Source organism: Pseudomonas sp. DC3200b2 (assembly GCF_049895785.1).
Classification (GTDB): Bacteria; Pseudomonadota; Gammaproteobacteria; order Pseudomonadales; family Pseudomonadaceae; genus Aquipseudomonas; species Aquipseudomonas massiliensis.
In genome coordinates this window covers 81,777-95,101 of record NZ_JAFCTA010000004.1, presented here as the reverse complement: position 1 = coordinate 95,101, position 13,325 = coordinate 81,777, and the positions used below count along the sequence as shown (strand labels likewise).

Below are 13,325 nucleotides of genomic sequence, written 5' to 3'. Positions count from 1 at the left end.
ATGAGCGATAACCAAACGTATGACTCCTCAAGCATCAAGGTACTGAAAGGACTTGATGCCGTTCGCAAGCGTCCTGGCATGTACATCGGTGACACCGATGACGGTAGCGGCCTGCACCACATGGTTTTCGAAGTACTCGATAACTCTATCGACGAAGCGTTAGCCGGCCATTGTGACGACATCACCGTTACCATCCATCCGGATGAGTCCATCACGGTTCGGGATAATGGCCGTGGCATTCCGGTCGATGTACACAAAGAGGAAGGCGTTTCAGCGGCAGAGGTCATCATGACCGTGCTGCACGCCGGGGGTAAATTTGACGACAACTCCTATAAAGTTTCAGGCGGCCTTCATGGGGTTGGGGTATCGGTTGTAAACGCGCTCTCCGAGTCGTTGTTATTGACGGTGCGCCGTAGCGGAAAGATCTGGGAACAGCACTACGTCCATGGTGTGCCTCAGGCGTCCATGAAGGTGGTAGGTGACAGCGAAACCACTGGAACCGAAATTCACTTCAAACCGTCGGCCGAAACCTTCAAGAACATCCATTTCAGCTGGGACATTCTTGCCAAGCGTATTCGAGAACTCTCGTTCCTCAACTCCGGAGTCGGTATCTTTCTCAAGGATGAGCGCAGCGGTAAAGAGGAATTCTTCAAATACGAAGGTGGACTGCGCGCGTTCGTTGAGTATCTGAATACCAACAAGACCACCATAAACCAGCAGGTCTTCCACTTCACGGTACAGCGTGAGGATGGCGTGGGTGTCGAAATCGCTTTGCAATGGAACGACGGTTTCAACGAAAACCTGTTGTGCTTCACCAACAACATTCCCCAGCGCGACGGTGGTACGCATCTGGTGGGCTTCCGTTCCGCGTTGACTCGAAACCTGAACGCCTATATTGAGCAGGAAGGTTTGGCGAAGAAGAACAAGGTGGCCACCACCGGTGATGACGCTCGCGAGGGGCTCACCGCCATCATCTCGGTCAAGGTGCCTGATCCCAAATTCAGCTCGCAGACCAAAGACAAGCTGGTGTCGTCGGAGGTCAAGACAGCCGTCGAGCAGGAAATGGGTAAGTACTTCTCTGACTTCCTGCTGGAAAACCCCAACGAAGCCAAGGCTGTCGTAGGCAAAATGATCGATGCGGCCCGCGCCCGGGAAGCCGCGCGCAAGGCTCGTGAGATGACGCGCCGAAAAGGCGCCTTGGATATCGCCGGACTGCCTGGGAAGCTGGCCGACTGTCAGGAGAAGGATCCTGCTTTGTCTGAACTATACCTGGTGGAGGGTGACTCCGCCGGAGGTTCGGCCAAGCAAGGCCGGAACCGTCGGACACAGGCTATCCTGCCTCTGAAAGGCAAGATCTTGAACGTGGAAAAGGCACGCTTCGACAAGATGATCTCCTCGCAAGAGGTCGGTACGCTCATCACCGCGCTGGGCTGCGGCATTGGTCGTGATGAGTACAACATAGAGAAGTTGCGTTATCACAACATCATTATCATGACCGATGCGGATGTCGACGGCTCGCACATCCGTACCCTCCTGCTCACGTTCTTCTTCCGGCAACTGCCGGAGTTGATCGAGCGGGGTTATGTATATATTGCCCAGCCCCCGCTCTACAAAGTGAAGAAAGGCAAGCAGGAGCAGTACATCAAGGACGACGAGGCCATGGAGGAATACCTCACCCAAACGGCCTTGGAGGATGCCAGCCTGCACCTCGGTGAGGAGGCTCCGCCTGTGAAAGGCGAAGCGCTTGAGAAGCTGGTCAATGATTACCGAATGGTGATGAAAACCCTCAAGCGGCTGTCGCGGCTGTATCCACAGGAAATCACCGAGCATTTCGTTTACCTTCCAGCCGTATCAGTGGAGCAACTAGCCGATCAGGCGGCGATGAATGAATGGCTGGTACGGTTTGCCGAGCGCTTGAAGACTTCGGAGAAGTCCGGTCTGGCCTACAAGGCGACGCTTCGCGAAGACCGGGAACGTAGCCTGTGGCTGCCAGAAGTGGAAATGATCTCCCATGGATTGGCCAGTTATGTAACCTTCAACCGTGATTTCTTCGGTAGTAACGATTACCGCACGGTAACGGCCCTGGGAGCGCAGCTGAGCAGCTTGCTGGACGATGGGGCGTATGTACAGCGCGGTGAGCGCAAGAAGCCCGTAGGAGAGTTCAAGGAGGCTCTGGACTGGCTGATGAATGAGACGGCCAAGCGCTATACCATTCAGCGCTATAAGGGGCTCGGAGAAATGAACCCTGATCAGCTGTGGGAAACCACCATGGACCCCACTGTACGTCGTATGCTCAAAGTAACCATCGAAGACGCGATTGCTGCCGATCAGATCTTCAATACTCTGATGGGGGATGCGGTAGAGCCGCGTCGAGACTTCATTGAGAGCAATGCGCTGGCAGTGTCGAACCTGGACTTCTAAGCCACATTCTCTCCTCCCTCCCCTGCCCTTGACTGGGCAAGCAAACCCCGGCTCGTATCGGGGTTTGCTTTTTGAATGACACAGTCAAGACGCCTGCCGTGTCAGGCGTTGTTCAGATCGTCCCGTATAGTCACTTTTGGGCTCCCAGGCCAAGTGCCCGTAATGTCGAGATGCATCTCCCCCTTCGGCCATTGGCCTAGTGGCATATCCCAAGACATCACCCGCTTTTCATCCCTGAGCACGCCTTTGAAGACAAGCTCAAGGGTCATCCTCGTGGCCGACAGAGGTATGTCTGCGAATGCACCAGAAAGACCGCCTGTAATGGTAATCACCGGTTCCTGATGCCGTTTGCCATTGAGGTAGTAGCTCAGCTTCGCCTTCACCACATAGGTGGTGATCTTGCTTGCCTTGCTATCGAGATAGATCGCCAGGCGCTCTACCCTACATCTCCAGCTGGGCAGCAAGGTAGTGCCTTCGAATGAGGAAAAGGCAAATGCGATAGGAATCACTGAGGACGGCACCGTACCTTCGGCAGCGGGCCAAAGGTGTTTGTCCAGAGAACGGGTTTCGCGGCCATACCCATAGGAAGCCTTGAGCCTCCCGGCTGGGCCTTTATCTCCAAGGAGCGCATGAAGACCCTCTGCTGTACCACCGAGGGTGTAGCTGGCGTCCTGCTCATTCGCGCCCAGGTTGACACCGCTATTGGCATAGACAACACCGGTGATGACTCCGAAGCCTTGAACAATGCGACCGTCTCGAGCAAAACCAACCTTTTGTGCCTGCCGAAGGAGCCATTCATATTGCCCGCTAAGCACACCGAGATCGCTGATCACTGATTCATGAGCGATAGCAAACTCTGAAACCAATGACTGTTTTTTCTGGAATTTCCAGGTGTAAGCAAGCTCGGGCTTTACCTTCAAACCGGTATTCGGATCGACGAAGGCAGCTTCTGCCCGAGCATCGGCTTGGTGACGTGACACACCCTCACTGGACAGCTTCCAGGTAGAAGACGCCGCTCTATCTAAAAAACGTGCTTGCGGCACCGCTTCGGCAACCAGCTTGAAGCTACCGCTCGAGGGGTCGAGTACCCCCACTGCTCCGGTTTGCAGATGAGGCGCCAGGGCCCAGTTTCCCCAAAGGTCGGGCCGACTTCCGCGGATAAGATGAGTAAAGCGTTTATTCCATTCAGACATGGCGCTCTCCTTGCGCTGTTAAAGGCGCACCCAAGCTATCGCTCAACTGGGCGCAAAAAGAGCTGGAACCGCTTCCGCCAACCTTCCTAGCCACCAATTACCAAGCCATTGGCTGGCAGAGGAAGCGCGGTTTTGTAGCGCACCTGCTTGAGCGCAAAGCTGGAGCGAATATTGGCCACGCCCGGGAAGCGCGTGAGGTGGTTAATGATGAACCGCTCCAACGCATGTATATCGGGCACCAGCACCCTGATCAGGTAATCGGCATCTCCACTCATGAGATAGCACTCCATTACCTCCGGACGTTGGGAAATGGCCTCTTCAAAGCGCGCTAAGGCGCCTTCTACCTGTTTCTCAAGACTGACGTGAATGAAGACATTCACATGCAGGCCGAGCATTTCGGGAGCCAACAAGGTGACCTGTTGCTTGATCAACCCGAGCTCCTCCATCACCTTGACTCGGTTGAAACAAGGTGTAGGTGTCAGGTTGGCCGCTTTGGCCAATTCTGCATTGGTAATACGAGCATTGCTCTGCAGAGCATTGAGAATGGTGATGTCGGTTCGATCAAGTTTACGCATGGGATTACCTGTCTAGAAAGCGGTATAACGACCAGTGATCTCATCCGGCCACTATGCCCAGCTACTGGAAAAGGGTCGAAACAGAATGTGTTACGTAATACGTTAAATAAATTAATGTCTCTAAACCTTGGGATTTGGCAAAAAAATTAGAACAGTAGTACGTAATCAAGCTTCCATTAGGACGGCGGCCTCGGTATTGCAGAGTTCCATGAGGAAATCCCAGACAATCCGTAGGCGTACTGACTTGTGAAGCTCCTTGCGCGTACTGATCCAGTAGGTACGCTGAATAGCTTCGCCGGGAAGTACCCGTTGCAGTAGAGGGTCTCTAGCCGCCATGTATTGAGGGAGCACAGCGATGCCAAGCCCTGCATGGGCTGCCTGTTGCTGGGCCAGGACACTTGTGCTTCGGTAAACCACATTGGCAGCGCGACAGAAGCTGTTGATAAGTAGAAGCTGTTGGCTGAAAAGCAGATCATCCACGTACCCAATCCAGCTGTGCTGGCTTAGGTGTTCACGCTGCTCTAGCCGGGGCGCTTTCGCCAGATAGGCTGGGCTGGCATACAGGCCCAAACGGTAATCGCTGAGTTTGCGAGTGATCAGTACATCAGCGTCCGGACGCTCCAAATGGATACTGATTTCAGCTTCTCGGTTAAGGATGCTCACGAACCGGGGGACGGCCACCATTTCAACCTGCAGGCCAGGGTAACGGCTGAATAGCTGGGGCATGCGGGGAGTGAGGAAACAGACACCGATGCCCTCGGCTGTGCCGAGGCGAATCTTGCCCAGCGGCATGATGGCCTGGGTGATCTCCTCTTGGGCCAGCAGCGCGGTGTTCTCCATGGCTTCGGCGTGCCTGAGCAAGGCCTGGCCCGCCGGGGTGAGCTCATAGCCTTGGGCCTGCTGAACGAAGAGGGCCACACCCAAGTGATGCTCGATCCGCTCGATATGTCGCGCCACGGTGCTATGGGTGGTATTCAAGCGCTTGGCAGCGGTCAGCAGCCGTCCGCTGCGCTGAAGCTCCAGAAAAAAACGCAGGTCATCCCAGTCGAACATGGCCGCTCCGTTATTTATCGTTGTAAATCAGCAGGCTGTTTCGGTGTGCAAAATCGCACAGGCAGTGGGCGAAAACTATCGTTTTCAAAACGCCTTCAATCAATACCATTAGGGTTCAACAACAAGAAAAAACGCGAGGCTAACCCATGGCACCCGCTCAAGAGTCCTATGACTACATCATCGTTGGCGCCGGCCCGGCGGGTAGCTTGCTGGCCAATCGTCTTTCAGCTGACCCCTGTTGCCGTGTGCTGCTGCTCGAAGCGGGGAGGCCTGATAACTATGCCTGGATTCATATACCGGTCGGATATCTGTTCTGCATCGGCAATCCTCGAACCGATTGGTGTTTCAAGACGCAGCCTCAAACAGGGCTGGCTGGCCGGACGTTGAATTACCCCCGAGGAAAGGTGCTGGGAGGCTGCTCATCCATCAACGGGATGATCTATATGCGCGGCCAGGCGCTGGATTACGACAACTGGGCGGCCGCTGGCAACGAAGGATGGAGCTGGCAAGACGTGCTGCCGCTGTTCAAGAAGACCGAGCGGCATATGGGAGGTGAAAATGCCTGGCATGGCGCAGAGGGAGAATGGCGCGTAGAGCACCAGCGCTATCGCTGGCCTATCCTCGATGCTTTTCGAGCAGCGGCTGAGCAGTCGGGAATTGCGCCTGTGGACGATTTCAATCGTGGCGATAACGAAGGCTGTGGATATTTCCAGGTGAATCAAAAGGCCGGCGTTCGTTGGAACGCTTCCAAGGCTTTCCTGAAACCTATACTCAGTCGACCGAACCTGCGCGTACTCACCCAAGTAACTGTGGATAACGTGCTTCTGGAGGCGGGGCGCGCCATCGGCGTAAGCGCCGTGTGGCTTGGTGCGCGGCATGTGTTCAAAGCGCGGCGGGAAGTAATTCTTACCGCCGGCTCGATCGGCTCTCCGGCCATCCTGCAACGCTCAGGCATAGGGCCGCGGTCGTTGCTGGAACGGCTGAACATACCGGTACGCGTGGATGCCCGGGAGGTCGGCGGCAATTTGCAGGACCACCTGCAGTTGCGTCTGATCTATCAAGTATCCAATGTGCGCACGCTTAACCAGGTTGCCAACAGCCTATGGGGTAAATGCGGCATGGGGCTGCGTTACCTCTATGATCGCAGTGGCCCCCTGGCGATGGCGCCAAGCCAGCTAGGCGCCTTCGTACGGTCCGATCCCGGCCAACCGAGCGCCAACCTCCAATACCATATACAACCGCTGTCACTGGATCGATTCGGAGAGCCCTTGCATCGGTTTCCGGCCTTCACCGCTTCGGTGTGCAATTTGCGCCCGAAAAGCCGGGGCCGGGTGGAAATCACCAGTGCGGACCCAAGCCACGCGCCATCGATCGATCCGAACTACCTGAGCCACCCGGACGATCTGAAGGTAGCGGCTGACGCCGTGCGCCTTACCCGTCGCATTGTCCAGGCGCCGGCATTGCAGCCTTATGCTCCCAAGGAATACCTGCCTGGAGCCGAGCTGAGCACCGAAGACGATCTACAAAAAGCAGCGGGCGCCATTGGAACGACTATATTTCATCCCGCGGGCACCTGCCGCATGGGGCCGGACGTAGCCTCGGTAGTGGACCCTCAACTGCGGGTACGAGGCGTACGTGGCCTGCGAGTCGCCGATGCCTCGATCATGCCCGCCATTGTCTCGGGCAATACGTGCACCCCCACGTTGATGATTGCGGAAAAGGCCGCGCAATTGTTGATGCAAGCCAAACCGGAAGGGTTGGCCAGTGCTCCTCGAGGAGCCAGGGAGGTACTCACCGAATACTGAGGTACAACGCGTAACAGCGTCCTGGCGCAGTCTTCCAGGGCGAACAGTGGAAAAAAATAACAATCACTGTGCCCTAAGGGCCGAGGACAAGACAATGACGGACTACATTGAGCCGCAAACCGTCCATGCGGTGACTACCACGGCACGGGAGGAACGCAAGATCATCTTCGCGTCATCCCTGGGGACGGTTTTCGAGTGGTATGACTTCTTCCTCTACGGCGCCTTGGCTGCCGTTATCAGCAAGCAATTCTTCGCCGGTGTCAACGACACCACAGCCTTCATCTTCGCACTCATGGCCTTTGCCGCCGGGTTCCTGGTCAGGCCCTTCGGCGCGCTGGTGTTCGGTCGATTGGGCGACATGATCGGCCGCAAATACACCTTCCTGGTCACCATCGTCCTCATGGGCGTTTCCACCTTTGCCGTCGGCCTCTTGCCGACCTATGCGAGCATAGGTATCGCCGCGCCGGTCATCCTGATCGTGCTTCGCATGCTGCAGGGTCTGGCCCTCGGAGGGGAATACGGCGGCGCGGCGACTTATGTCGCCGAACACGCCCCGGCGAACAAGCGCGGCCATCACACTGGATGGATACAATCCACCGCGACCCTGGGCTTGCTGTTGTCCCTGCTGGTGGTCGCCGCATGCCGGTACATCAGCGGGGATCAATTCGAAACCTGGGGCTGGCGCCTGCCGTTCCTGCTGTCCATCGTACTGCTGGGAATATCCACCTGGATTCGCATGAGCCTGCATGAATCCCCTGCCTTCACAAAAATGAAAGCCGAAGGCAAGACCAGCAAGGCACCCATACGCGAGTCCTTCGGTTCGTGGGCAAACCTGAAAATCGTGCTGACGGCCCTGTTCAGCATCAACGCCGGGCAGGCGGTAACCTTCTATACCGCCCAGTTCTACGTGATGTTCTTCCTTACCCAGATGCTCAAGCTAGACGCGGCCCAGGCCAATAACCTGATGATCGTCAGCGTGCTCATAGGCGCGCCCTTCTTCGTCTTCTTTGGTTGGCTATCGGACCGTATCGGACGCAAGCCCATTCTGATGACAGGGCTGCTTCTGGCTACGCTGTGCTATTTCCCACTGTTCAAAGCATTGAGCCAGTACGCCAACCCGCAAATCGCCCAAGCGAGCCAACAGGCGCCGATCACAGTGCTGGCTGACCCGGCGACCTGTACCTTCCAGTTCGATCCGGTAGGCAAGGCTCGCTTCGACAGCCCTTGCGACAAAGTGAAGACGCTATTGGTCAAGGCAGGCGTACCCTACAGTTCCCAGGCGGCGGAAGCCGGTAGCCCCGTCGTGGTGACCGTGGGTCAGACCCGCTTGGAGGGCTATGATGAAACCGCCCTTCGGGGCGCCATCACCGCAGCCGGTTACCCGACCAAAGCCGAACCAGCCCAAGTGAACCAGCCTATGGTGGTCGGGATCATCGTGGCGCTCATCCTGATCGCGACCATGACCTACGGTCCATTGGCCGCCGTCATGGTTGAACTGTTCCCTACCCGGATCCGCTATACGTCCATGTCCTTGCCCTACCATATTGGTAATGGTTGGTTCGGGGGCTTCCTGCCGACGGTGTCTTTCGCGCTGGTGGTCTATACCGGAGATATCTATTACGGACTTTGGTACCCGATTCTGGTAACCGCGGTGAGCCTGGTAGTGGGCTTGATCGCTCTGAAGGAAACACGGCACGTGGATCTCGACAAAGCATGAACGAGCGCGCCGGCATCATGCCGGCGCGCTCCTTAAAAAGTTATGCACGTTTTTCGGGTCAATCAGGCTTTTTGGATTAAGCTTGTTATTCAATCGGTTGCGTCATTATCGAGCAATCCTTTCGAAAAACTGCTCACAAGTTATCCACAGCTAGAGGGCTTTCGAGGTATCCACCGAGGCTGGGGAAACCAGCGCTCCCATCGATCGCTGGGCTTCGGTAATCCACGCAGCGGCCCGGTCGTTAAGCTCAGCGGTCGCGCGCGGCCCGCTACCTTCAGCGAACATGGGCGGCCCAATCATCACCTCGATGATTCCCGGGCGTTTGCCCCAACCATCCCGGGGCCAGAACTTGCCTGCATTATGAGCGATCGGTAGCACAGGCAAGCCCGCGTTGACTGCCAGCGCAGCGCCGCTACGGGTGAACTTACCCACAGTTCCGTAAGGCACCCGGGTGCCTTCAGGGAAAATAAGTACCCACACGCCATCCTTTAACAGTACATCGCCCTTGCTGGCGACTTCCCGCAGGGCTTCTTTGGGATTCTCCCGGTCGATGGCGATCGGACGCAACATCGCCATGGCCCAGCCGAAAAAGGGAACATACAGCAGCTCTTTTTTCAGGACCTGGCTCAGCGGCTGGAAATATGCCGAAAGGAAGAAGGTCTCCCAAGTACTCTGGTGATTGGAGAGGATGACACAGGGAGTGGCCGGCACGTTTTCGGCGCCTGTGACCTTGACGTCGATACCCAGGAACAGGCGAGTCAGCAGCAAGGCGAACCGGCACCAGTAAACATTGATGAAGCGGTAGCGGGCAGGGAATTTCAGGAAAGGGCAGACGAAGAAACCGAGCGTGCACCACAGGAGCGCGCTCAAGCCCAACAAGCAGTAGAAAATGGCGATGCGAATGGCCAGCACTGTGGACATGAATAGGTTACCGTGCGGGGCCGGCCCCGTTGATGAGTGACACTTGCCCCAGGCCGGCGCCAGGTTCAGGGGGCAGTGGCGGTGTGGATAAGTGCACTGGCCACAGAAGCCAGGTTGTCGAAAACCAGCGTGCCGGGGGGCAAGGGCTCTTTGGCGGTCTTTTCACCTTTGCCGGTGCGAACCAGGACGGGCTGAGCGCCCACTGCCAAGGCCGCGGCGAGATCGCTCGAAGTATCCCCGACGAACCAGATGCCCTCGAGCGCTACCCCATAGTGCCTGGCGATACGTCGTAGCATTCCTGGCTGCGGCTTGCGACATTCGCAGCCTTGCGAGGGGCCATGGGGGCAGTATTCGATTACCCCCATTTCGCCGCCCGCCTCGGCCACGAGGGCCCTTAACCGTGCATGCATGGCATCCAGGGTTTCCAGCGAGTAATACCCGCGTGCAATACCGGACTGGTTGGTGGCCACCGCCACGGCCCAGCCTGCCTGGTTCAGCTGGGCGATTGCCTCGATCGAGCCCGGAATCGGTATCCACTCTTCCACGGACTTGATGTAGGCGTCGGAGTCCTGGTTGATGACGCCGTCTCGATCGAGGATGACCAGCTTGACCATCAGCCCAGTACCGAGATGTCAGCCACGCCTAGGAACAGACCGCGCAAGCGGGCCAGCAGCGCATAGCGGTTGGCTCGCACGCTTGGGTCTTCGGCATTGACCATCACTGCTTCGAAGAAGGCGTCCACAGGCTCGCGAAGAGCTGCCAAGCGGGTCAAGGCTTCGTTGTACTGACGTGCCTGGGCCATGGGTTGCACGGCATGGTCGGCCTGCTGGATCGCCGAATACAGCGAGAATTCATGGGCGTTGTCGAAGTACTTGGGTTCGACCTGGCTGGCGACCGCGCCTTCGGCCTTGCCCAGAAGGTTGGACACCCGCTTGTTCACCGCCGCCAGGGCTTCGGCTTCAGGCAGCCGGCGGAACGCCTGCACCGCTTGTACCCGCTGGTCGAAGTCCAGCGCCGAGCCTGGTTTGAGGGCACGCACGGCCAGGTAGCTGGCCACATCCACGCCCTCGTCTTCGTAGCGCGCGCGCAAGCGATCGAAGATGAATTCGAGCACCTGATCGGCCAGCGTGGCGGAATCCACCTTGCCGGCATACAGGGCAACGGAGAACCCGACGGCTTCTCCCAGATCCAGATCCAGCTGTTTTTCGATCAGGATGCGCAGTACTCCCAAGGCAGCTCGACGCAGCGCGTACGGGTCCTTGCTGCCGGTAGGAAGCATGCCGATGCCGAAGATGCCCGTCAGGGTGTCGAGCTTGTCGGCGATGGCCACAGCCGCGCCAGTCAGCGTCTGCGGCAACTCCGCGCCGGCGCCGCGGGGCATGTACTGTTCGTTCAGTGCCAGGGCTATGTCTTCGGCTTCGCCATCATGCTGGGCATAGTAATAGCCGGCGATCCCTTGCATCTCCGGGAATTCGCCGACCATCTCCGTGGCCAGGTCGCACTTGCTCAACAGGCCGGCGCGTGTAGCGCGCTGGGCATCGCCGCCGATGCGCGGCGCAATGAATGCCGCCAGCTTGGACACGCGAACGGCCTTGTCGTAGACGCTGCCCAACTGCGCCTGGAACACTACGTTCTGCAAGCGCTCGTTGAAGCTTTCCAGGGATTGCTTCTTGTCCTGGTTGAAGAAGAATTCGGCGTCAGTCAGGCGAGGCCGCACGACCTTCTCGTTGCCCTCGACGATCTGACGCGGATCGCGGCTTTCGATATTGGCGACGGTAATGAAGCGTGGTAGCAGCTTGCCGTCGGCGTTCAGCAGGCAGAAGTACTTCTGATTGTCCTGCATGGTGGTGATCAGGGCTTCCTGAGGAACCTGCAGGAAGCGCTCTTCGAAAGAGCACACAAGCGGTACAGGCCACTCGACCAGCGCGGAAACTTCATCGAGCAGGGTCGCAGGCACGACCGCTGTACCTTCCTGCTGTACAGCCAGTTCATCCACGCGCTTGCGGATGATCTCACGGCGCTCCTGGAAATCGGCCAGTACGTAGGCCTTGCGCAGGTCGTCGGCATAGCTGGCCGGAGAGCTGATACGCACGGCTTCCGGATGGTGGAAACGGTGCCCGCGGGAGTCACGCCCGGCCCGCTGGGCCAGCAGCGTGCAGTCGACCACGTTGTCGCCGAACAGCATCACCAGCCATTGGGTCGGCCGCACGAATTCGTCCTTGCGCACACCCCAGCGCATGCGCTTGGGGATGGGCAGGTCGTTGAGCGAGTCTTCGACGATGGTCGGCAACAGGCTCAGCGTGGGCTTGCCAGTGATGGTCTGGCTATAGCGCAGCTTGGGGCCGCTCTGGTCGATCTCGGAAATGTCCACGCCGCATTTGCGCGCGAAGCCCAAGGCTGCCTGGGTCGGGTTGCCGTCGGCATCGAAGGCCGCCTGGCGAGGTGGGCCATCCAGGTTCACGCTGCGGTCGGCTTGTTGCACGTCCAGGCCGCTGACCAGCACCGCCAGGCGACGAGGCGCGGCGTAATACCGGCTGGCGCTGTAGTTCAGGCCGGCGCTGGCCAGGCCCTTCTGGATACCGGCCAGGAAGGCTTCGCCCAGGGTTGCCAGGGCTTTGGGTGGCAGCTCTTCGGTGCCCAGTTCAACCAGGAAATCTTGCGCACTCATTGTGCTGCCTCCAGCTTAGCCAACACTTCATCTCGCAATTCAGGGGTTGCCATGGGGAAGCCCAGGCGCGCCCGCGCCTGCAGGTAGCTCTGCGCCACGGCGCGGGCCAGGGTCCGCACGCGAAGGATGTAGCGCTGGCGCTCGGTGACCGAAATCGCCCGGCGCGCATCCAGCAGGTTGAAGGTGTGCGAAGCCTTGAGCACCATTTCGTAGGTCGGCAATGGCAGCTGCAGCGCGATAAGCCGATTGGCTTCGCTTTCATAGAAGTCGAACAGCTCGAAGAGCTTGTCTACGTTGGCGTGTTCGAAGTTGTAGGTGGATTGTTCCACTTCGTTCTGGTGGAACACGTCGCCATAGGTCACCTTGCCAAAGGGACCATTGGTCCAGACCAGGTCATAGACCGAATCCACGCCTTGCAGATACATGGCCAGGCGTTCCAGGCCATAGGTGATCTCTCCGGTGACCGGGTAGCACTCGATACCGCCTACCTGCTGGAAATAGGTGAACTGAGTCACTTCCATGCCGTTGAGCCATACCTCCCAGCCCAGGCCCCAGGCGCCTAGGGTTGGCGATTCCCAGTTGTCCTCGACGAAGCGCACATCGTGCACGGTCGGGTCCAGCCCGATATGGCGCAGGGAGCCCAGGTACAGTTCCTGGAAGTTCTCCGGGTTGGGCTTGAGCACGACCTGGAACTGGTAGTAATGCTGCAGGCGGTTGGGGTTTTCGCCATAGCGACCATCGGCGGGGCGGCGACTGGGCTGCACATAGGCGGCGTTCCAGTTTTCCGGGCCTACGGCGCGCAGGAAGGTCGCGGTGTGAAAGGTGCCCGCGCCCACTTCCATATCGTAAGGCTGAAGCACCACGCAACCTTGCTCCGCCCAGTACTGTTGCAGGGCCAGAATCAAGTCTTGGAAGGTACGCACGGCTGGCGTAGGCTGGTTCACAAATTCACCTGTATCTTGGGCTGCGAAT

At 58.1% G+C, this 13,325-nt stretch carries 10 protein-coding genes; 3 read left to right on the top strand and 7 right to left on the bottom strand.

From position 1 onward, the window contains the following. Nucleotides 1-2,421, top strand: coding sequence for a DNA topoisomerase (ATP-hydrolyzing) subunit B (gyrB, locus tag ACP691_RS13075; protein WP_426150934.1), 2,421 nt, complete (start codon nucleotides 1-3; stop codon nucleotides 2,419-2,421). A gap of 101 nt (nucleotides 2,422-2,522) precedes the next feature. Here gyrB and ACP691_RS13070 read toward each other — a convergent pair whose 3' ends face one another. The 3 genes from ACP691_RS13070 to ACP691_RS13060 form a co-directional block, all read right to left on the bottom strand. Beyond that, nucleotides 2,523-3,614: a hypothetical protein gene (locus tag ACP691_RS13070; RefSeq protein WP_426150936.1), complete on the bottom strand. Its 1,092-nt coding sequence runs from the start codon at nucleotides 3,612-3,614 to the stop codon at nucleotides 2,523-2,525. Nucleotides 3,615-3,700: 86 nt separating this feature from the next. Beyond that, nucleotides 3,701-4,189 (bottom strand): Lrp/AsnC family transcriptional regulator, encoded by a 489-nt coding sequence (locus ACP691_RS13065; RefSeq protein WP_426150938.1) that lies wholly within the window; start codon nucleotides 4,187-4,189, stop codon nucleotides 3,701-3,703. A 165-nt stretch (nucleotides 4,190-4,354) separates the two neighbouring features. After that, entirely contained in the window at nucleotides 4,355-5,242 is an 888-nt protein-coding gene (locus ACP691_RS13060) for a LysR family transcriptional regulator (RefSeq protein ID WP_426150940.1), read from the bottom strand. A gap of 146 nt (nucleotides 5,243-5,388) precedes the next feature. On the opposite strand from ACP691_RS13060, the gene ACP691_RS13055 reads away from it, so the two are divergent. Together ACP691_RS13055 and ACP691_RS13050 are read left to right on the top strand one after the other, a co-directional pair. Beyond that, a complete protein-coding gene (locus ACP691_RS13055; protein WP_426150942.1) occupies nucleotides 5,389-7,047 on the top strand; it encodes a GMC family oxidoreductase in 1,659 nt (552 codons plus the stop codon). A 94-nt stretch (nucleotides 7,048-7,141) separates the two neighbouring features. Further along, complete coding sequence (locus ACP691_RS13050; protein WP_426150944.1) at nucleotides 7,142-8,764, top strand: MFS transporter; 1,623 nt, start codon at nucleotides 7,142-7,144, stop codon at nucleotides 8,762-8,764. 150 nt (nucleotides 8,765-8,914) lie between these two features. Here the strand turns inward: ACP691_RS13050 and ACP691_RS13045 are convergent, their stop codons facing one another. From ACP691_RS13045 to glyQ, 4 genes are all read right to left on the bottom strand, one after another. Then, nucleotides 8,915-9,685, bottom strand: a complete 771-nt coding sequence (locus ACP691_RS13045; RefSeq protein WP_426150946.1) for a lysophospholipid acyltransferase family protein — start codon at nucleotides 9,683-9,685, stop codon at nucleotides 8,915-8,917. A gap of 65 nt (nucleotides 9,686-9,750) precedes the next feature. Continuing rightward, entirely contained in the window at nucleotides 9,751-10,299 is a 549-nt protein-coding gene (gene gmhB, locus ACP691_RS13040; RefSeq protein ID WP_426150947.1) for a D-glycero-beta-D-manno-heptose 1,7-bisphosphate 7-phosphatase, read from the bottom strand. Beyond that, entirely contained in the window at nucleotides 10,299-12,353 is a 2,055-nt protein-coding gene (glyS, locus tag ACP691_RS13035; RefSeq protein ID WP_426150949.1) for a glycine--tRNA ligase subunit beta, read from the bottom strand. Before glyS ends, gmhB begins: the two co-directional genes overlap by 1 nt. Then, on the bottom strand, nucleotides 12,350-13,297 hold the full coding sequence (gene glyQ, locus ACP691_RS13030; RefSeq protein ID WP_426150951.1) for a glycine--tRNA ligase subunit alpha: 948 nt from the start codon (nucleotides 13,295-13,297) through the stop codon (nucleotides 12,350-12,352). The genes glyS and glyQ overlap by 4 nt, the downstream gene beginning before the upstream one ends. Nucleotides 13,298-13,325 lie beyond the last annotated feature (28 nt).

What these genes read in the sequence shown, in the direction of transcription:
- gyrB (WP_426150934.1), top strand. Translation starts at nt 1, where the DNA reads ATGAGCGATAACCAAACGTATGACTCCTCAAGCATCAAGGTACTGAAA.
- ACP691_RS13070 (WP_426150936.1), bottom strand. Translation starts at nt 3,614, where the DNA reads ATGTCTGAATGGAATAAACGCTTTACTCATCTTATCCGCGGAAGTCGG.
- ACP691_RS13065 (WP_426150938.1), bottom strand. Translation starts at nt 4,189, where the DNA reads ATGCGTAAACTTGATCGAACCGACATCACCATTCTCAATGCTCTGCAG.
- ACP691_RS13060 (WP_426150940.1), bottom strand. Translation starts at nt 5,242, where the DNA reads ATGTTCGACTGGGATGACCTGCGTTTTTTTCTGGAGCTTCAGCGCAGC.
- ACP691_RS13055 (WP_426150942.1), top strand. Translation starts at nt 5,389, where the DNA reads ATGGCACCCGCTCAAGAGTCCTATGACTACATCATCGTTGGCGCCGGC.
- ACP691_RS13050 (WP_426150944.1), top strand. Translation starts at nt 7,142, where the DNA reads ATGACGGACTACATTGAGCCGCAAACCGTCCATGCGGTGACTACCACG.
- ACP691_RS13045 (WP_426150946.1), bottom strand. Translation starts at nt 9,685, where the DNA reads ATGTCCACAGTGCTGGCCATTCGCATCGCCATTTTCTACTGCTTGTTG.
- gmhB (WP_426150947.1), bottom strand. Translation starts at nt 10,299, where the DNA reads ATGGTCAAGCTGGTCATCCTCGATCGAGACGGCGTCATCAACCAGGAC.
- glyS (WP_426150949.1), bottom strand. Translation starts at nt 12,353, where the DNA reads ATGAGTGCGCAAGATTTCCTGGTTGAACTGGGCACCGAAGAGCTGCCA.